General features: G+C 72.4%; 16 protein-coding genes. 8 read left to right on the forward strand and 8 right to left on the reverse strand.

Going from position 1 to position 16,691, the window contains the following annotated elements; translation table 11 throughout:
* The 3 genes from ACAX67_RS21370 to ACAX67_RS21380 all read left to right on the forward strand — a co-directional run.
* Nucleotides 1-244, forward strand: a 244-nt coding sequence (locus ACAX67_RS21370) for an HNH endonuclease signature motif containing protein (protein WP_370705930.1), incomplete at its 5' end; no start/stop codon positions are given.
* Nucleotides 245-444: 200 nt separating this feature from the next.
* Nucleotides 445-1,017, forward strand: a complete 573-nt coding sequence (locus ACAX67_RS21375) for a PadR family transcriptional regulator (RefSeq protein ID WP_370705931.1) — start codon at nucleotides 445-447, stop codon at nucleotides 1,015-1,017.
* 184 nt (nucleotides 1,018-1,201) lie between these two features.
* Nucleotides 1,202-2,035, forward strand: a complete 834-nt coding sequence (locus tag ACAX67_RS21380) for an alpha/beta fold hydrolase (RefSeq protein ID WP_370705932.1) — start codon at nucleotides 1,202-1,204, stop codon at nucleotides 2,033-2,035.
* 49 nt (nucleotides 2,036-2,084) lie between these two features.
* Here the strand turns inward: ACAX67_RS21380 and ACAX67_RS21385 are convergent, their stop codons facing one another.
* Genes ACAX67_RS21385 through ACAX67_RS21400 form a run of 4 tightly spaced genes read right to left on the reverse strand, consistent with a single transcriptional unit; the run spans nucleotide 2,085 to nucleotide 5,913 of the window.
* Nucleotides 2,085-2,879 carry a crotonase/enoyl-CoA hydratase family protein gene (locus tag ACAX67_RS21385; RefSeq protein ID WP_370705933.1) on the reverse strand — a complete coding sequence of 265 codons (795 nt, stop codon included), beginning with the start codon at nucleotides 2,877-2,879 and terminating at the stop codon, nucleotides 2,085-2,087.
* A 38-nt stretch (nucleotides 2,880-2,917) separates the two neighbouring features.
* Nucleotides 2,918-3,514 carry a hypothetical protein gene (locus ACAX67_RS21390; protein WP_370705934.1) on the reverse strand — a complete coding sequence of 199 codons (597 nt, stop codon included), beginning with the start codon at nucleotides 3,512-3,514 and terminating at the stop codon, nucleotides 2,918-2,920.
* A 15-nt stretch (nucleotides 3,515-3,529) separates the two neighbouring features.
* Nucleotides 3,530-4,777, reverse strand: a complete 1,248-nt coding sequence (locus tag ACAX67_RS21395; protein ID WP_370705935.1) for a fatty acid desaturase family protein — start codon at nucleotides 4,775-4,777, stop codon at nucleotides 3,530-3,532.
* Nucleotides 4,778-4,791: 14 nt separating this feature from the next.
* On the reverse strand, nucleotides 4,792-5,913 hold the full coding sequence (locus ACAX67_RS21400) for a ferredoxin reductase (RefSeq protein ID WP_370705936.1): 1,122 nt from the start codon (nucleotides 5,911-5,913) through the stop codon (nucleotides 4,792-4,794).
* 92 nt (nucleotides 5,914-6,005) lie between these two features.
* Between ACAX67_RS21400 and ACAX67_RS21405 the strand changes: the two genes are divergently transcribed.
* Both ACAX67_RS21405 and ACAX67_RS21410 read left to right on the forward strand, forming a co-directional pair.
* Entirely contained in the window at nucleotides 6,006-7,181 is a 1,176-nt protein-coding gene (locus ACAX67_RS21405; RefSeq protein ID WP_370705937.1) for a PucR family transcriptional regulator, read from the forward strand.
* A gap of 61 nt (nucleotides 7,182-7,242) precedes the next feature.
* Complete coding sequence (locus ACAX67_RS21410; protein ID WP_370705938.1) at nucleotides 7,243-8,499, forward strand: calcium-binding protein; 1,257 nt, start codon at nucleotides 7,243-7,245, stop codon at nucleotides 8,497-8,499.
* Here the strand turns inward: ACAX67_RS21410 and ACAX67_RS21415 are convergent.
* The 3 genes from ACAX67_RS21415 to ACAX67_RS21425 are packed head-to-tail and all read right to left on the reverse strand — an operon-like array spanning nucleotide 8,496 to nucleotide 11,945.
* Nucleotides 8,496-9,962, reverse strand: coding sequence for an amidohydrolase (locus tag ACAX67_RS21415; RefSeq protein WP_370705939.1), 1,467 nt, complete (start codon nucleotides 9,960-9,962; stop codon nucleotides 8,496-8,498). The two genes, ACAX67_RS21410 and ACAX67_RS21415, sit on opposite strands and share 4 nt — an antisense overlap.
* A 31-nt stretch (nucleotides 9,963-9,993) precedes the next feature.
* Nucleotides 9,994-10,860 carry an HpcH/HpaI aldolase/citrate lyase family protein gene (locus tag ACAX67_RS21420; protein WP_370705940.1) on the reverse strand — a complete coding sequence of 289 codons (867 nt, stop codon included), beginning with the start codon at nucleotides 10,858-10,860 and terminating at the stop codon, nucleotides 9,994-9,996.
* On the reverse strand, nucleotides 10,860-11,945 hold the full coding sequence (locus ACAX67_RS21425; RefSeq protein ID WP_370705941.1) for an HpcH/HpaI aldolase/citrate lyase family protein: 1,086 nt from the start codon (nucleotides 11,943-11,945) through the stop codon (nucleotides 10,860-10,862). Before ACAX67_RS21425 ends, ACAX67_RS21420 begins: the two co-directional genes overlap by 1 nt.
* 197 nt (nucleotides 11,946-12,142) lie before the next feature.
* On the opposite strand from ACAX67_RS21425, the gene ACAX67_RS21430 reads away from it, so the two are divergent.
* Complete coding sequence (locus ACAX67_RS21430; protein ID WP_370705942.1) at nucleotides 12,143-12,442, forward strand: hypothetical protein; 300 nt, start codon at nucleotides 12,143-12,145, stop codon at nucleotides 12,440-12,442.
* Here ACAX67_RS21430 and ACAX67_RS21435 read toward each other — a convergent pair.
* Nucleotides 12,378-12,911, reverse strand: a complete 534-nt coding sequence (locus tag ACAX67_RS21435) for a DnaJ family domain-containing protein (RefSeq protein WP_370705943.1) — start codon at nucleotides 12,909-12,911, stop codon at nucleotides 12,378-12,380. The two genes, ACAX67_RS21430 and ACAX67_RS21435, sit on opposite strands and share 65 nt — an antisense overlap.
* A 99-nt stretch (nucleotides 12,912-13,010) precedes the next feature.
* On the opposite strand from ACAX67_RS21435, the gene ACAX67_RS21440 reads away from it, so the two are divergent.
* Nucleotides 13,011-13,655, forward strand: coding sequence for a dihydrofolate reductase family protein (locus tag ACAX67_RS21440; protein ID WP_370705944.1), 645 nt, complete (start codon nucleotides 13,011-13,013; stop codon nucleotides 13,653-13,655).
* A gap of 50 nt (nucleotides 13,656-13,705) precedes the next feature.
* A complete protein-coding gene (locus tag ACAX67_RS21445; protein WP_370705945.1) occupies nucleotides 13,706-16,684 on the forward strand; it encodes an AfsR/SARP family transcriptional regulator in 2,979 nt (992 codons plus the stop codon).
* The last annotated feature ends 7 nt before the right edge of the window (nucleotides 16,685-16,691 follow it).

Raw genomic sequence — 16,691 nt, forward strand, 5'->3', positions numbered from 1 at the left:
ACTCTTCACCACCGCCCAACGCCGAGCCATGGCACTCATCCACCCCACCTGCATCGAAGAACGCTGCGCCGTGCCAGCACGAGAGTGCGAAGCCCACCACCTCAAACCCTGGTCACAAGGCGGCCACACCGACCTCAAAGACGCCCGCCCCGCCTGCAACCACCACCACCACCTCATCCACGACCCCACCTACACCCACCACACCCTGCCCAACGGCACCATCCGCTTCCACCGCAAGCGATAAGCCGAGGGTGTCAGCGGAGCGACCTCCGCGGCGGGTCGACTCCCGCCGTGGGTCTTCGTGAAGGTGCGAAACTCCCTGCATGGAATGGACGCGCACCGGCCTCGCCGCCAGGAGGGCACCCTGGTGTGGGTGGGAGTTGAGTCCACCCTGGCGGGCGCGCAAGCGGAGCGGGTTCGAGCAGATTGAGCGGAGGTGGGCGCATGTCGGCGACGAGGCTCCTGGTGCTCGGTAGCGTGCACCTCTCGGGCGGCGCGCATGGCTACCAAGTGCGGTCCGAGCTGCAGAGCTGGCGTGCGGAGTTGTGGGCCAAGATCAAGCCCGGCTCGATCTATCACGCGCTGAAGAAGGCGGCGGCCGATGGCCTCCTCACCGAACACGCCGAGCCGGGCAACGCCGGGCCGGAGCGCGTTCTGTACCGCGTGACAGCTCGGGGACGTGACGAGATCGTCGAACTGGTCCGCGACGGTCTGCGGCGCACCCATGACCCCACCATGCTCAACGCCTCGATCGCCATGTTGCCGATGCTGAGCAGGACAGATGCCATTGCGCACGTCAACGAGCGGGTCGCGCGCCTGGAGGCGGAGCTCGTGGAGCAGGCCAAGTGGCGGGAGCACCCGGACCCTGACGTTCCCGAACACGTCCGCGATCAGGCCGAGCTGTGGGCGGGACATGCACGCACCGAGCTGGAGTGGGCGAAGAGCCTGAGCAAACGACTGGCTGAGGGCGCCTACGCCATGGCCGGTGAGCCGGGTTCGTGGCGAACGGTCCCCTAATCAACCTTGACTAGATGTTGTCGCTCGCTTACCTTGGCCAAGTAGCCAAACTTGACTAGTCCGTCCCGGACGTGGCAAGGAAGGCCGAACGAGCACCATCCTCGAGAACAGCTCGAAAGCCGCCGTTGCGCACACGCGCGGTCGGGCGAGCAGCATCGGGGAACCTCTCGAACGGAGACGTGGGATGAACGAGATGGCCTTTCGCGTGACATCGAACGATGGCACCACCATCGCCTACGACCGGAAGGGGAGCGGTCCGGCTGTCGTCCTGGTAGGCGGCGCACAGGACGACGGAGCCGAGAACGCTCCCTTGGTACCTGCTCTCGCCGAGCACTTCACGGTTTACAACTATGCCCGCCGGGGACGCGGCGCGAGCGGCTTCACCGAGCCCTACGCCGTGGAGAGGGAGATCGAGGACCTGGATGCGTTGATCGCGGAGGCGGGCGGCTCGGCACACCTGTTCGGGGCGTCCTCTGGTGGCGCTCTGGCGCTGGAAGCCGCCGCGGCCGGGTCTGCCATCGACACGATCGCCGTGTGGGAGGTGCCCTACGCGGTCGGGGACGACATACGCCCTCGATTCGAGGAGTACGTCGCGGACACCCGACGCGCTTTCGACGCCGGGCGGGACGAGGAGGTCCTCGAGCTGTTCATGCGCATGACCGGCGCCTCCGACGACAACATCGCGGCCAGGAAAGCGGCAGGCAAGCAGTCGGCGCACTGGGCGGATTCAGTCGCCCTCGCGCCCACGCTGGTCCACGACAGCCTCTTCCTCAACCACTACCAGCTGCCGGCCGATCGACTGGCAACGGTCACCCAACCGGTCCTGGTCACCACCGGAGGGCCGATCACGGTCCCCTACATGGCAGGCCTGCCCTCGGACTTCTTCGACCGCGCAGCCGACGAGCTTGCAGACCTCCTACCCCACGCTCGACGGGAGACCCTCGAGGGGCCGGATCACGTCGTCGACCCACAGATCGTCGGCCCGCTGTTGCTGCGGTTCTTCAGCAGCGAACACTGAGGGGCCCGCGCGGTGTTGCGGGAAGACCGATGAGGCACCGCCGGAAGCCCTACCTCCCCCGCGGCCCGTACGCCGGCTCGGACTTCTTGAACGCCGCCTCGCGCGCCGCCTTGGTGTTGCGGGCGGCGAGGAGGAAGGCCTGCTCGAGGCGTTCGCGGGCGAACGTGCGGCGGGGGGAGGAGTGCCAGGTGTCGTTGAAGAGGCGCTTGGCGGCGGCGAGGGCGTCGGGCGACTTCACGGCGAGGTCGGCGGCGAGGCGCTGGGCGCCGGCGAGGGGGTCGTTGTCGAGCTTGGTGACGAGGCCGAGCTCGAGGGCGCGGGTGCCGTCGAAGACCTCGGCGGTCATGGTGAGGAGCTTGGCCTGGTCGATGCCCACGAGCTCGGAGAGAGCGGCGATGCCGGACATGTCGGGGATCAGGCCCCACTTGCCCTCGAGGACCGACCAGCGGGAGTCAGGAGTGGCGATGCGGAAGTCGGCGGCGAGCGCGATCTGGAGGCCGCCGCCGAGGCAGTGACCGTGGACGGCGGCGATGACCGGCACCGGCACGCGGCGCCAGGCCCAGCAGGCCTCCTGGAAGAGGTTCGTGCCGCGCCACGGCAGCGGCACGAAGGCCTTCGCGATGCCGGTGGGGTTCTTCATCACGCTGGCGAAGTCGAGGCCCGCGCAGAAGGCGTCGCCCTCGCCGGACACGATGACCGCGCGGAGGTCCTTGTCCTTGCGCAGGCCGTGCGCGGTCGACGCCAGGTCCTGGAGGATCGGCAGGGTCAGCGCGTTGAGCTTGTCGGCGCGGTCCAGCCGCACGTGGGCGACTCCGGCCTCGATGCTGCAGGTCACGTTGCTCATGCGCCGATACTACCCGTTGGTAACTTACGCCGCGAAGGTCAGCGGTACATCCGGACCTCGTGCGCCGACGGGCTGTAGGTCACCACGCCGCCGTCGACCGCCCACGCCACCGCGTCGGGGTCGCGCAGCGAGATCCGAAACTTCTCCTGGGAGTGCTCCACGTCGTCGTACACGACCAGCTCGTCCTCGTCGACGTCGTAGACGTCGTCGCTCTCCGCGTGGGAGCAGGCGGCACCTTCACGGAGGATGTCGCCGGTCGTCGGATCGAGGACGTCCCCGTCGCCGCAGGCCCGGACCAGGCCGTCGTCGAGGAGGGTGAGGTACGTCGCGCCGGTGCCGGTCTCCCGCTCCCACCACTGGGTGCCGCTGCGGTCGAAGCCGATCACCGACGCCGTGCCGTCGCCGGCCGCCTCGGTGGCGACCAGGACCCAACGGCCCGCGACCACCGCGTCGGTGGCATCGACCTCCGGGTCGGTGTCGGCCGACCAGGCCACGCTCGCGTCGCGGTGGATCACCGCCTCGTCCTGCAACGACCCGCCACCGTCGCCGTCGCCCGAGGAGGACGTGCCGGCGTCGTCGCAGCCCGCTGCGAGCAGCAGCGCCAGGAGGGGCAACGCTCGGAGCAGGGTCGCCATGGGCGAAACCCTAGGTCACGCCGCGGCGACGAGGTCCTTGCTCTGGTTGTTGGCGTGCCGCTCGAGCAGGCGCAGCATCACGCGGCGCTTGCGCTTGTCGGCGCGCACGATCTTCCAGAGCACGCCGAGCTGCTGCGGCAGGTTCTTGGCGTTGGTCGTCTCGAGCCACCCGTTGGGCAGCGACAGGCGCACGACCTTGTGCCACGCGGAGTAGACCTGCGGCACGAGCGGGCGGCTGCAGTAGGTGAGGCCGTACTCGTCGAAGAGCGCCCGCACCTTCGGGGCGACCTCGGCGTAGCGGTTGCTCGGCAGGTCGGGGAAGAGGTGGTGCTCGATCTGGTGGCTCAGGTTGCCGGTCATGACGTGCATGGCCTTGGAGCCGGAGATGTTGGCGGAGCCGAGCATCTGGCGCAGGTACCACTCACCGCGGGTCTCGTCGTCGGCGATCGCGGCCTTCTCGAAGGTCTCGACGCCCTCGGGGAAGTGGCCGCACATGATGACGGAGTGCGACCACAGGTTGCGGACGACGTTGGCGATGAAGTTCGCCGCCAGCGTCGAGGCGAACGAGCCGGTCGGCAGCGAGAGCAGCGGGTGGACGACGTAGTCCTTGGTGGCCTGCTTGCGGATCTTGCGCAGCGTGGCCGCGAGTCCCTTCTCGAAGGACTCGGGACGCTTCTCCTTCGGGAGCTTCAGGTGCCGGCCGAGGTCGAGGTCGTAGGCCGCGATGCCGTACTCGAAGAAGCAGGCGTTGATGAAGTTCCACAGCGGCTGGCCGAGGTGGCCGGGCGCCCAGCGCTGGCCCTCGTCGACCCGCATGATGCCGTAGCCGAGGTCGTTGTCCTTGCCGAGGATGTTCGTGTAGGTGTGGTGGATCTGGTTGTGCGAGTGCTTCCACGCCTCCGACGGCGTCGCGTTGTCCCACTCCCAGACCGACGAGTGGATCTTCGGGTCGCGCATCCAGTCCCACTGGCCGTGGAGGATGTTGTGGCCGATCTCCATGTTGTCGAGGATCTTCGAGATCGACAGGCCGATCGTGCCCGCGACGAACGCCGGCGGGAAGACGCTGCCGAGCAGGACGGCACGGCTGCCGAGCTCGAGGTAGCGCTGGGTCTTGATCATCCGGCGGATGTAGGCGGCGTCGGCCTCGCCGCGGCTCTCGAGGATGTCCTGGCGGATCGCGTCGAGCTTGTTGCCGAGCTCCTCGATGTCCTCGGGGGACAGGTGGGCGATCGGGTTCTCGGCCTTCTTGGTGACAGCAGTCATGGGGACTCCTAGGTTCAGTGGTCGAGGTGGCAGTCGCCGGCAGCGGCGCTGATGCAGGTCTGGATCTTCACGCCGCCGGGGGCCTCGCCCGGGACGACGACGGTGATGTCGCCGTTGCGGAGGTCGCGCACGGCGCCCTCCTTCATCGGCAGCACGCAGCCCATGCAGATGCCCATCCGGCAGCCGCTGGGCATGAGGACGCCAGCCGCTTCGGCGGCGTCGAGGATCGGGGTGGCGCCGTCGGCCTCGAGCACGGTGCCGTCGGCGAACGCGACGGTGCCGCCCTTGCCGGCGTCGGCGAGCAGCGCCGTGCGGAACCGCTCGGTGTCGAGCGATAGGCCGCGCTCGTCGTACCACTGCTCGAGGGCGTCGAGCAGGCCGCTCGGCCCGCAGGCGTACGCCGACCGGTCGGACACGTCGGGCACGAGCGTCTCGAGGCGGTCGAGGTCGAGGATCCCGTCGCGGTCGTCGAAGTGCTCGACGAGGCGGAGGTGGCCGGCGGCCGCGAGGGCCCGCAGCTCGTCCTTGAAGATCGAGTCGGGCTCGGTCTGGTTGACGTGCAGCAGGGTGATGTCGGTGGCCGGCGGGGTGGCCTTGGAGAAGAGGTTGCGCAGCATGCCGATGACCGGCGTGATGCCCGAGCCCGCGGTGACCATGAGGATCCGCTCCGGCATCGGCAGCGGCAGCACGAAGTCGCCGGCGGCCTGCTGGAGGTGCACCAGCTGGCCGGGGCGCACGTCGTGCACGAGGTGGTGGGAGACGACGCCGTCGGGGATCGCCTTCACGGTGATGCTGATGTTGCCGTCGGGCCGCGGGCCGTGGGTGAGGGAGTAGCAGCGCCAGAGGCGTACGCCGTCGACGTCGACGCCGATCTGGAGGTACTGCCCCGGCTGGTGCCCCTGCCAGTCGCGGCCGGGCTTGATCACGATGGTCGCGGCGTCGGCGGTCTCGGCCTCGACGGCGACGATGCGGCCGCGCAGCTCGGGGCCGGACCGCAGCGGTGCCACGTGGTCGAGCACGTCGTCGACGGTCAGCGGGGTCAGCGCGGCGTCGGCGACGGCGCGGACGCGGTCGCGCAGCCGGCGCGGCCGGGCACTCCGGACGAGGAACGGGGTGGAGACGCTTGCCGAACTCACACCACCAGACTTCCTGATTGTGGCGGTAAGGTCATGACAGTCAGCGGTGAATCTGATGCCCCTTTTTGTGCGTAGCGAACAAAGGAGTGCCGATGGCGCGGCGTTCGTCCCCGACCGCCCTGGTGCTGCCGCCCGAGGTGGCCGTCAGCATCCGGGCGAACCTGCCCCGCGTGGCCGACGACGTCGTCGCCGCGATCATCGACGAGGTGCCCAGCTACACCGACGCGTTCAGCGGGCCGATGGGGGAGACGATCCGCTCCGCGGTGCGGGTCGCGCTCGGTGGGTTCCTCTCCCTGGTCTCGGAAGGTCGCGGCGGCGCGGCCCCGCGGACCCCGGCCGCCGCGATCGAGGGCGCCTACCAGCTCGGGCGCGGTGAGGCGCGCAGCGGCCGCAGCTCCGAGGCGCTGCTCTCGGCCTACCGCATCGGCGCCCGGGTCGCGTGGCAGCACCTGTCCGCGCTCGCCGTCGAGAACGAGGTCGACGCGACCATGCTCGGCTCCTTCGCCCAGGCGGTCTTCTTCTACATCGACGAGCTCTCGGCGGCCAGCGTCTCCGGGCACGGTGACGAGTCGGCCACCGCCGGCCGGGTGCGCCAGCGGCTCCTCGACCGGATCGCGCGCCACCTGCTGACCGACGCCCCGGAGAAGACGATCGTCGCGGCCGCGGAGCGGGCCGAGTGGTCCCCGCCGGCGTCGCTGACGGCCGTGATCGTGCCGGAGTCGCAGGTCGGCTCGGTGCTGCAACTGGTCCACCAGGGCACGCTCCAGGCCGCCGACCTGCCCGAGCTCGACGCTGCGGTGCTGCTGCTCGTGCCCGACGCGCACGGGCGGCGCCGCGCCGCCCTGCTGCGCGCCCTCGAGGGGCGCAACTGCCTGGTCGGACCTGCGCGTCCGTGGTTGAGCGTGCGGTCGTCGTACGACCGGGTCCGGAGGGCCCAGGAGCGCGGCCTCGAGATCGACACCGAGGCGCACCTGCCCGAGCTGGTGCTCACCGCCGACCCCGAGGCGCTCGCCGACCTCCGCACGCTCGTGCTCGCACCGCTGGCCGACCTGCGCCCGGCGAGCGCTGCCAAGCTCGCCGAGACGCTCCGTGCCTGGCTGCTCCACCAGGGCCGTCGCGACGAGGTGGCCACCGCGCTGTTCGTCCACCCGCAGACCGTGCGCTACCGCATGACGCAGCTGAGGGAGCTCTACGGCGAGCGGCTCGAGGACCCCGACACCGTGCTCGCGCTGACGATCGCGTTGGGCGTCGACCCGGAACCGTCCTGATCGGTCGGGTGCCTGTGGGACGATCGGCCCTCCACCCCGCGGCAACATCGGGAGGTCGCTCATGCGTCGGCTGGCTGTGCGGTTGTGCCCCCTCGTCCTGGCGGTCGGCGCGCTCGTCGTCGCCGACACCTCGACCCCCAGCGCGAACGCGGGTGGGGACGTCACGTGCGGCGGCCGGGCCGCAACGATCGTCGGCACGGCGCGCACGGACCGGCTGACGGGCACCGAGGGCGACGACGTGATCGTCGGGCTCGGTGGCGACGACGTCCTCCGGGGTGGCGGTGGCGACGACGTCCTCTGCGGCGGACGGGGAGCCGACAAGCTGGTCGGCGGCGACGGCGCCGACGAGCTCCGGGGCGGCCTCTCCCGGGTCTCGCGCGGTGACGAGACCGTCTACTACCGCGACCAGCTGGTCGGCGGCGCGGGCGACGACGTGCTGGTGCCCGGCTACGACGGACACTCCCACGACAGCCGGTGGGACCTGCTCGACTTCTCCGACGCCCCGGGCCCGATCGTGGCCGACGTCGGTGCCGACACCGTCACGGGCGACGGCGACGACGTCGTGATCGGCGACCACTACGCGGTCTTCGGCTCCCGCTACGACGACACCCTGATCGGCGACGACGGGGAGGACGAGCTCTACGGCTGGGACGGCGCAGACGAGCTGCGCGGGGGCGCCGGGGACGACGAGCTCAGGGACTCCGGCACCTACCCGCGGGCGGGCACCGCTCCTGCCGACGACGTGCTCGACGGCGGCGCGGGTGCCGACCTGCTCTACGTCGAGGACGGCCGCGACCAGGTCCACGGGCGTGGCGGCGACGACGACATCTACAGCTTCTCCGACGCGGGGACCCGGCTGTGGGCCGGTCCGGGCGACGACCGGCTCGACGCCGTCCTCGTGCTCGCCGACGACACCCAGGTCGTCGATGCCGGGCGCGGGGACGACGAGGTCTCGGTCCTCGCCGCCTACGTCGTCGACGGGACGCGGGTCTACCCGCGCACCGTGATCGACCTCGCCGCCGGCACCGCGCAGGTCCCTGCCTACGACCTGGCCATCCGGTTCTCCGGTGCCGACAGCCTGCAGTCCTACCTCCCGGCGCTGACGTGGTCGGGCACCGAGGGGCGCGACACCCTGGACGCCGAGGTCGCACTCGACCCGCACTCCGCGCGCCTCGTCGCGGACGGCCGCGGTGGCAACGACCGCATCGCCGGCACGCAGCACGCCGATCGGATCGACGGCGGGGCGGGCTGGGACCGCGCGGACGGACAAGGCGGCGTCGACACCTGCATCGGCGTCGAGGTCGAGCGCCGCTGCTAGTCGGCTGCGTGGACGGACCGTCCCGCCACGACGGTGCGTGCCACCCCGGGGCGCGCGGTGACGAGCGGGTCGTCGTCGAGAAGGACGAGGTCGCCGGGTGAGCCGGGCGCCACGCGTCGACCGTCGACCGAGGCAGCGAGCGCCTCGCGGCGGGTCAGGGCCTGCTCGGCGTGCCAGGGCGCGCGGTCGTCCCCGGTGCGACGGACGGCGGCATCGATCGCGAGCCACGGGTCGAGCGGGGACACCGGTGCGTCGGAGCCGAGCGTGATCGTCACGCCGGCGTCGAGCAGCCAGCGGAAGGCGAAGCACCGATCGGTCCGGTCCGGCCACACCTGCTCGCTGAGGTCGCGGTCGTCGACCAGGTGGTGCGGCTGCATGCTCGCGCGCAGGCCGAGGGCGGCCATCCGTCTGACGTCGTCGGGCGCCACGAGCTGGACGTGCTCGATCGAGCCCCGCGCGCCGCTGCGTTCGTACGCCGTCAGCGCGGCCCCGACCGCGGCGTCGCCGATCGCGTGGGTCGCCACCTCCAGGCCGTGCGCGTGGGCGCGCGCCTGGAGGGTCACCAGCTCCTCGAGGTCGAGGTTCGGCGCACCCGACGGATGCTCGTGGCCGGGGTCGGTGGCGTAGGGGTGGTGGCACCAGGCGGTGCCGGTGTTGAGCGACCCGTCGCTGATGATCTTCAGTGGGCCCATCGTCAGCCGGTCCTCGCCGGGCAGCAGGGGGTCGCCGGTCCGCAGGCCTGCCGCGATCGTCGCGTCGAGCCGCTCGGCGTAGACGCCGGTGCGCACCCGGAGCAGGTCGGCGCCGGCCTGCCAGCGCTCCCGCCAGCTGTCGGGGTCGTCGCCGAACTCCAGGTCGAGAACGCCGACGACGCCGAGCGTGGCCGCCCGCTCGAGCGCCGCACGGTAGAGCGCGGCCTCGTCGACCTCGACGAGCGTGCCGAGCCGGTCGTAGGCCGCGAACCACTCGTCCTCGCGCACGACGTCGTCGCGCAGAGGCAGCTCGAGCGCCGCCTGGGCCGAGCTGTTCAGCCAGGCGTGGTGGCCGTCGCCGGCCACGAGGATCACCGGGATGACGCCCGCGACGTCGTCGAGCTCGGCGACCGTGCCGGGGCGCGGCCACGCAGCGGGCCGGTGGCCCCAGCCGATCACCGGTTGGCCGGGACGGGCCGCGAGCCGCTCGGCCACGAGCGCGACCGTCTCCTCGGCCGACCGCGCCGCGCTGGTGTCGACCCGGTCGGCCAGGCGCGACCACTGCCCGAGGTGGACATGGGTGTCCCACAGTCCGGGGAGGAGCCAACGGCCGTCGCCGTCGTACTCCTCGAAGCCAGGAGGCCGCTCCACCCGTGGCGCGACCTCGACGACCACGCCATCGCGCACCAGGACGTCGACCGGGTCGACCGGGTCGGTCGCCGCGCCGTCGAGCGGCACCGGCCGCGTGCGCCGGAGGAGGAGGTCGCTCACCCGCGCAACCGTAGACGGCGGGGTGGCGCGATCAGGACTGGAGGGCGGCGATCGCCTCGGCGATGGAGAGGGTGCGCTCGGCGGACTCGACGTGGAGGTTCTCGACCATCCGGCCGTTGTAGGTGACGACGCCGGACCCCTTGCCGTCCTCCCAGGCCTGGATCAGCCCGCGGGCGTCCTCGATGGCCTGCTCCGAGGGGGCGAAGCCCTCGTTGGCGCCCTCGACCTGGCCGGGGTGGATCAGGGTCTTGCCGTCGAAGCCCATCTGGCGGCCCTGCTCGACCTCGGCGAGGAACCCCTCGAGGTTCTTCACGTCGTTGTAGACGCCGTCGATGATCACGATGCCGGCGGCGCGCGCCGCGAGCAGCGCGAGGCCGAGGCCCGTGATCACGGGCTGACGGCCGGGGACGTGCTCGGCGTAGAGCTCCTTGACCAGGTCGTTGGTGCCCATCACGAAGCCGGTGAGGCGGTCGGAGGCCTGCGCGATCGGCAGCGCGTTGAGCATGCCGATCGGGGTCTCGACCATCGCCCACAACGTGGTCTTCTCGGGCGCGCCGGCGGCCTCGAGCGCGGCGACGAGCTGCTGGACCTCCTCGGCGGAGTTGACCTTCGGCACGAGCACGACGTCGGGACCGGCCTGCGCGGCGACGCGGATGTCCTCGTCGTGCCACTCGGTGCCGATGCCGTTGACCCGGATGACCAGGTGGCGTCGGCCGTAGTCACCGGACCGCACAGCCGCGGCCGCGGCCTCGCGGGCCGCGGGCTTCGCGTCGGGGGCGACCGCGTCCTCGAGGTCGAAGATGATCGCGTCGGCGGCGATGGTCTTCGCCTTCTCCAGCGCCCGCTCGTTGGAGCTGGGCATGTAGAGGACCGACCGCAGTGGGGTGAAGGTGCTCATCAGGCGTCCACCTCGATCGCGTCGTACTGCTCCTTGAGCTCCGGGTCGATCGCGGCCAGCTCCTCGGCGAGGGCCACCATCACCTTGCACTGCTTGACGGAGGCGTCGTCCTCCATCTTGCCGTCGAGCATCACCGCGCCGGTGCCGTCGCCCATCGCGGCGATGACGCGGCGGGCGTGCTTGACGTCCTCGACGCTGGGGCTGAAGACCTTGTTGGCGATCTTGATCTGCACCGGGTGCAGCGACCACGCGCCGACGCAGCCGAGCAGGAACGCGTTGCGGAACTGGTCCTCGCAGGCGACCGTGTCCTTGATGTCGCCGAAGGGCCCGTAGTAGGGGAAGATCCCGTGCGTCGCGCAGGCGTCGACCATGCGCGCGATCGTGTAGTGCCACAGGTCCTGCTGGTACGTCGTCCGCTGGCCCTCGTAGAGCGGGACGCCGTCCTCGCCGCGCTCGGGGTCCTGGCGCACCAGGTAGCCCGGGTGGCCGCCGCCGACGCGGGTGGTCTTCATCCGCCGGTCGGCCGCGAGGTCCGCAGGACCCAGCGAGAGACCCTGCATCCGCGGCGAGGCCGCGCAGATCTCCTCGATGTTGGCCACGCCGCGGGCCGTCTCGAGGATCGCGTGCACCTGCAGCGGCTTGGTGATGCCGGCCTTCGCCTCGAGCTGGGCGAGCAGCCGGTCGACGTAGTGGATGTCCTCGGCGCCCTGCACCTTCGGGACCATGATCACGTCGAGCTTGTCGCCGATCGCCGGCACGAGCGTGGTGAGGTCGTCGAGCACCCACGGGCTGTCGAGGGAGTTGATCCGCGTCCAGAACTGCGTGGGACCGAAGTCCACGGACTGGCCGATCTTCACCAGCCCGGCGCGCGCGGTCTCCTTGTTCTCGGCCTTGACCGCGTCCTCGAGGTTGCCGAGCAGCACGTCGACCGAGCCGACCATGTCGGGCACCTTCGCGGCCATCTTCTCGTTGCCGGGGTCGAAGAAGTGGATCGCGCGGCTGGGCCGGGCGGGGATCTCGCGCAGCGGCTCGGGCGCACCGACGGCGAGGGGGCGGAAGAAGTCCTTGGCACTCTTGTGGCTCACGTCTGGACAACTTACCGGCGGGTCACCGTCGGCCGGTATGACGCAGGTCTCGCCGAGACGGGCGGGTTGGGGTGCGACAGTTTCACCGTCCGGACGGTGAAACTGTCGCTGGGACGACGCAATTGCAGCGTCCCAGCGACAGTTTCGTCGTCCCAGCAACACTCCCCAGCGCAGATCCGCCGCCGTACGCTCGGCCCATGACCCCGGACGACGTCGACGCGTTCGCGCGGTCGCTGCCGGGGTGCAAGCGCAAGGGCACCGAGGCGCGCCCGGCCTGGTACGTCGACGACCGGCTCGTCGCGCGTCTGGTCGACCCGGGCGAGCTGGTCGTCAGGGCGGCGCTCGCCGACCGCGACCGGCTGGTCGCCGAGCACCCGGACACCTTCGGCGTGCCTCCCCGCTACGAGAAGCACCTCAAGGTGCAGGCGCTGCTCAGCGGCGACGCCACCGCCATCTGCGCCGCGATCCGGGCGGCGTGGGAGATGCAGCGGCGCTAGCCCTGCGACGGGCGGCGCGGCGCTCGGCCCACGCGGCAACCGTGGCATCGACGTCGCGCGGCATCGTGACCAGCGGCGGTCCCTGCGGGGTGGAGTAGCGGGCGTGGATCACCCGTGCGTTGAAGTCCTCGACCGCGGCGCGCACCTCGGCCTCGGTCGCGAGCTTGTCGAGCCGGGCGTCGAGCTCGCCGTCCTCCTTGCGCAGCTGGAGCGAGGGCGGCAGCACGGCGATCTGCTCGCGCTCGACGAGCTTCTTGACCCACCAGTCCGGGTCGTGGGTCTCGCCGAGCCCCTCGATCGGCTTCCCGGCGCCGGGGAGGTTGTCGAAGTCGCCGCGCTCGATCGCCTGCTGCACCTGCAGGTCGACCCACGTGTGCTGCTGCTGCATCCGCGCACGCGCGGCTGCCTTCTCGGCCGCGCGGCGGTCTCGTGCGCGGGCCGGATCGGGTCGCTGCTCCGCCTCGGCCATGATGCTCTCCTCGACACCACGATAGACAACCGGCACCAGCGATGAGTCCGCCGCCGTCACCGGGTCTGCCCGTGTGAAGACCCCACCCGAAGGAGCGCCATGTCCCTCGTCCGCGTCCACAACTTCTCGATCTCCCTCGACGGCTTCGGCACCGGCGAGGGCCAGTCGCTGGAGAACCCGTTCGGCCACGCCGGCCACCGCCTCAACACCTGGATGTTCGACACCCGGTTCGGCCGCGAGATGATGGGCCAGGAGGGCGGCGGCCGCGGCGCCGACGACGCGTTCACGCAGCGCTGGGAGCCCGGCATCGGCGCGGAGATCATGGGCGCCAACAAGTTCGGTCCGCCGGGATGGCAGGACGACGCGGACTGGAAGGGCTGGTGGGGCCCGAACCCGCCGTTCCACACGCCGACGTACGTGCTCACCCACCGCCCGCGCCCCTCGATCGAGATGGAGGGCGGCACGACCTTCCACTTCCTCGACACCACGCCGGAGGAGGCGCTCGCCGTCGCGCGCGAGGCCGCCGCGGGCGCCGACGTCCGCATCGGCGGCGGGCCGACCGTCGTACGCGACTTCGTCGCCGCCGGCCTGGTCGACCTGCTGCACGTCGTGCAGGTGCCGATCGTGCTCGGCCGGGGAGTGCGGCTGTGGGACGGGCTGGAGGCGTTCGACGAGGCGTACGACGTCGAGACCGTCTCCACGCCGAGCGGCGTCACCCACCTGACCTTCGCCCGCAAGGCCTGAGCCCCCGCGAAATCCGGACACCCCGGGTCGTTGCCGCCTAGGTTGACGGCGTGGACATCCGGCTGCTCGGCCCGTTCGAGGTCGAGTCCCGGGGTGGACCCGTCGCCCTGGGGGGACCACGGCAGCGCGCCGTGGTCGCCGTCGCCGCGCTCGCGGCGCCCGACGTGGTCTCGACCGACAGGCTCGTCGACGCCATCTGGGGGGAGCGCCCGCCGGCCAACCCGCTGCCGACGCTCCAGGTCTTCGTCTCCAAGCTGCGCAAGGCGCTGGCCGCCGCCGGAGAGGACGGCGTGCTGGAGTCGCGAGCCCCCGGCTACCGGCTGAGGATCGACGTCGGCGACACCGACGTCGGCCGCTTCGAGGAGCGTACGGCGACCGCTCGCTCGCACCGCGAGGCCGACCCGGCCGCGGCGCTGGCCGCCTACGACGAGGCGCTCGCGCTGTGGCGCGGGCCGTTCCTGTCCGACCTGCTGGACCTGCCGTTCGTCGAGAGCGAGGCGGCGCGCCTCGAGGAGCTCCGGCTGCTGGCGGTCGAGCAGCGCACCGACGTGGCGCTGCGCCTCGGCCGTCACGCGGAGGTGGTGGCCGGCCTCGAGGAGCTGGTGCGGCTGCACCCGACCCGCGAGGTGCTCTGGGGCCACCTGATGACCGCGCTCTACCGCAGCGACCGCCAGGCCGACGCGCTGCAGGCCTACGGCCGGGCGCGCGAGCAGCTGGCGGAGGAGCTCGGCATCGACCCCGGACAGGCACTGCGGCAGCTCGAGCTCGCGATCCTGCAGCAGGCCCCGTCGCTGGCTGCGCCGGTCGGCGAGACGGCCGCGACGGCCGCGACGTCCGCGACCGCCGCCGTGTCCCCACCCGCCGACCCGACGCCGCGCGTGGCCGCCCGACCACCGCGGCTGACCACCCGCACCTTCGGCCGCGACGACCTCGTGGCCGAGGTCGTCGAGCGGCTCGGCGTGGCCCGGCTGGTGAGCCTCACCGGCATGGGTGGCAGCGGCAAGTCGCGGCTCGCCACGGTCGTGGCCCACGAGCTCGCCGGCGCCGGCCGGCCGGTCGTCTTCCTGCCCATCACCGAGGCGACCACGCCCGAGCGGCTGCACGCCGACATCGCCGAGGCGCTGGCCGAGGGCGGCACCCGCGACCCGCTGGACGCGCTCGCCGACCGCGACGACGTCGTCGTCCTCGACAACCTCGAGTCGATGCCCACCGCGCCCGAGGCGGTGGCGGCGCTCATCGAGCGGACCGCCCTCACGGTGCTCGTGACGACGCGGCTCGCGCTCGGCCTGCTCGCCGAGGAGGAGCTGCCGGTGCCGCCCCTCGCGGTGCCCACCGAGGACGCGTCGGTGGAGGACATCGTCGCCGCAGCGGCCGTGGCGATGTTCGCCGACCGGGCGTCGGCAGCCGCCCGCGCGGCGGGACGCTCCTTCCGGCTCGCCGGCAACGAGCGCGCGGTCGCGCGGCTGTGCCGGGTGCTCGACGGGCTGCCGCTCGCCCTCGAGCTGGCCGCCGCACGGGTCAAGCTCCTCGGCGTCGAGCGCCTCCTCGCCGCGCTCCCCGAGAGCCTCGCGGTCCTGACCACGACCGCGGCCGACGTGCCCGAGCGGCACCGGGCGCTGGAGCAGACGATCGCGTGGAGCTACGAGCGGCTCGACGACGACACCCGACTGATGTGCGACCGCCTCGCGCTCTTCGAGGGCGGCTTCACCCTCGACGCCCTCGAGGCGGTCTGTCCCGATGTCCCCCAGGTGATCGACATGGTGGCCGCGATCAGCGACGCACGTCTGGTGACCGCGGTCGAGAGCCGCGTGGAGGTGCGGTTCGCCATGCTCGGCACGGTCCGCGCCTTCGCGCACCGGCGGCTCGCCGCGCACCCCGACCTCGACGACCGCCGGCAGCGGCTCGCCGCGCACCTGGCCGACCAGGTCGAGGTGTGGTCGCGCGAGGTCGACGGGGTGGACGGCCTGCTCGCGCTGGGCCGGTTCGCCGACGAGGCCGCCGACGTCGAGGCGGCCGTGGGCCGTGCGCTCGACGCCGGCGACGCGCAGGCGGCGGTGCGGCTGGTCCACGGGGCCGCGGAGCTCTGGGTCGCCTCCGGCCGGTTGTCGACCGGCGTGGCGCTCGCGGCCCGGGTCTGCGCGCTGGCGCCCGACTCGGCCGCGGCGTGGCTGGTCGCCGGCCAGCTCGCCTACCACCTCACCGAGTGGGACGAGGCCCGCGCCGCGTGCGAGCGGGCCCTGGCACTGGGCGCTCCCGACGACGTACGCCTGCGGGCGGCGGCCTCCTGCTACCTCGCCGGTGCGCTGGCGATCACGGGTGAGTTCGCGGAGGCGGAGCGGCAGGCGGCCGCGGCGCTCGGGCTCGCGCGCGACCACGACCTCTACCCGCAGGTGGCGGTGGCCCTGGCCATGTCGGCGATCGCCCAGGGCGTGCAGGGCCACTTCGACCGGGAGGCCGCGCTGCACCAGGAGCGCCTCGCCGTCGTACGGCGGCACGGTGACATCACCCGCGTCGCGGACACCCTCAACACCCTAGCCGAGATCGCGCTCGACGAGGCCGACGTCGACACCGCCGCGGCCTACGCCACGGAGGCCCAGGCCATGGCGGGCACCTCCCGGGTGCCCGAGGCGCGCGACGCGCGGATCACCGGGGCCCGGGCCCTGGTCGGTCGCGGCGACCTCGGCGCAGCGGCGACGATGCTGCGCGAGGCGCTCGTGCTCGCCGACCGGACCCGCCAGCGGCTGGCGCGTGCCCAGTGCTTCCGTGTGGCCGGCGCGATCGCGATGGCAACGAGCCGGCCCGACGACGCGATCCGCCTGTTCGCAGCCGCCGAGGCGGTCTCGCCCGCACCCGGTGGAGGCGGCGAGCCCGTGGAGCAGGACCTTGCGGCCGCCCTCGCCGCCGCGCGCGCCGCGGTCGGCGACGCCGCGGCCAACCGGGCCTGGACGCTGGGCGGCCTCGCGTCGGCCGAGACGACGGAAGGGCTGGTGGCCGACGTGCTGTCGGCCACCAGCCCGGTCGGGGCCTAGCGGATCA

Source organism: Nocardioides candidus (assembly GCF_041321175.1).
Classification (GTDB): domain Bacteria; phylum Actinomycetota; class Actinomycetes; order Propionibacteriales; family Nocardioidaceae; genus Nocardioides.

What these genes read in the sequence shown, in the direction of transcription:
- ACAX67_RS21375 (WP_370705931.1), top strand. Translation starts at nt 445, where the DNA reads ATGTCGGCGACGAGGCTCCTGGTGCTCGGTAGCGTGCACCTCTCGGGC.
- ACAX67_RS21380 (WP_370705932.1), top strand. Translation starts at nt 1,202, where the DNA reads ATGAACGAGATGGCCTTTCGCGTGACATCGAACGATGGCACCACCATC.
- ACAX67_RS21385 (WP_370705933.1), bottom strand. Translation starts at nt 2,879, where the DNA reads ATGAGCAACGTGACCTGCAGCATCGAGGCCGGAGTCGCCCACGTGCGG.
- ACAX67_RS21390 (WP_370705934.1), bottom strand. Translation starts at nt 3,514, where the DNA reads ATGGCGACCCTGCTCCGAGCGTTGCCCCTCCTGGCGCTGCTGCTCGCA.
- ACAX67_RS21395 (WP_370705935.1), bottom strand. Translation starts at nt 4,777, where the DNA reads ATGACTGCTGTCACCAAGAAGGCCGAGAACCCGATCGCCCACCTGTCC.
- ACAX67_RS21405 (WP_370705937.1), top strand. Translation starts at nt 6,006, where the DNA reads ATGGCGCGGCGTTCGTCCCCGACCGCCCTGGTGCTGCCGCCCGAGGTG.
- ACAX67_RS21410 (WP_370705938.1), top strand. Translation starts at nt 7,243, where the DNA reads ATGCGTCGGCTGGCTGTGCGGTTGTGCCCCCTCGTCCTGGCGGTCGGC.
- ACAX67_RS21420 (WP_370705940.1), bottom strand. Translation starts at nt 10,860, where the DNA reads ATGAGCACCTTCACCCCACTGCGGTCGGTCCTCTACATGCCCAGCTCC.
- ACAX67_RS21430 (WP_370705942.1), top strand. Translation starts at nt 12,143, where the DNA reads ATGACCCCGGACGACGTCGACGCGTTCGCGCGGTCGCTGCCGGGGTGC.
- ACAX67_RS21435 (WP_370705943.1), bottom strand. Translation starts at nt 12,911, where the DNA reads ATGGCCGAGGCGGAGCAGCGACCCGATCCGGCCCGCGCACGAGACCGC.
- ACAX67_RS21440 (WP_370705944.1), top strand. Translation starts at nt 13,011, where the DNA reads ATGTCCCTCGTCCGCGTCCACAACTTCTCGATCTCCCTCGACGGCTTC.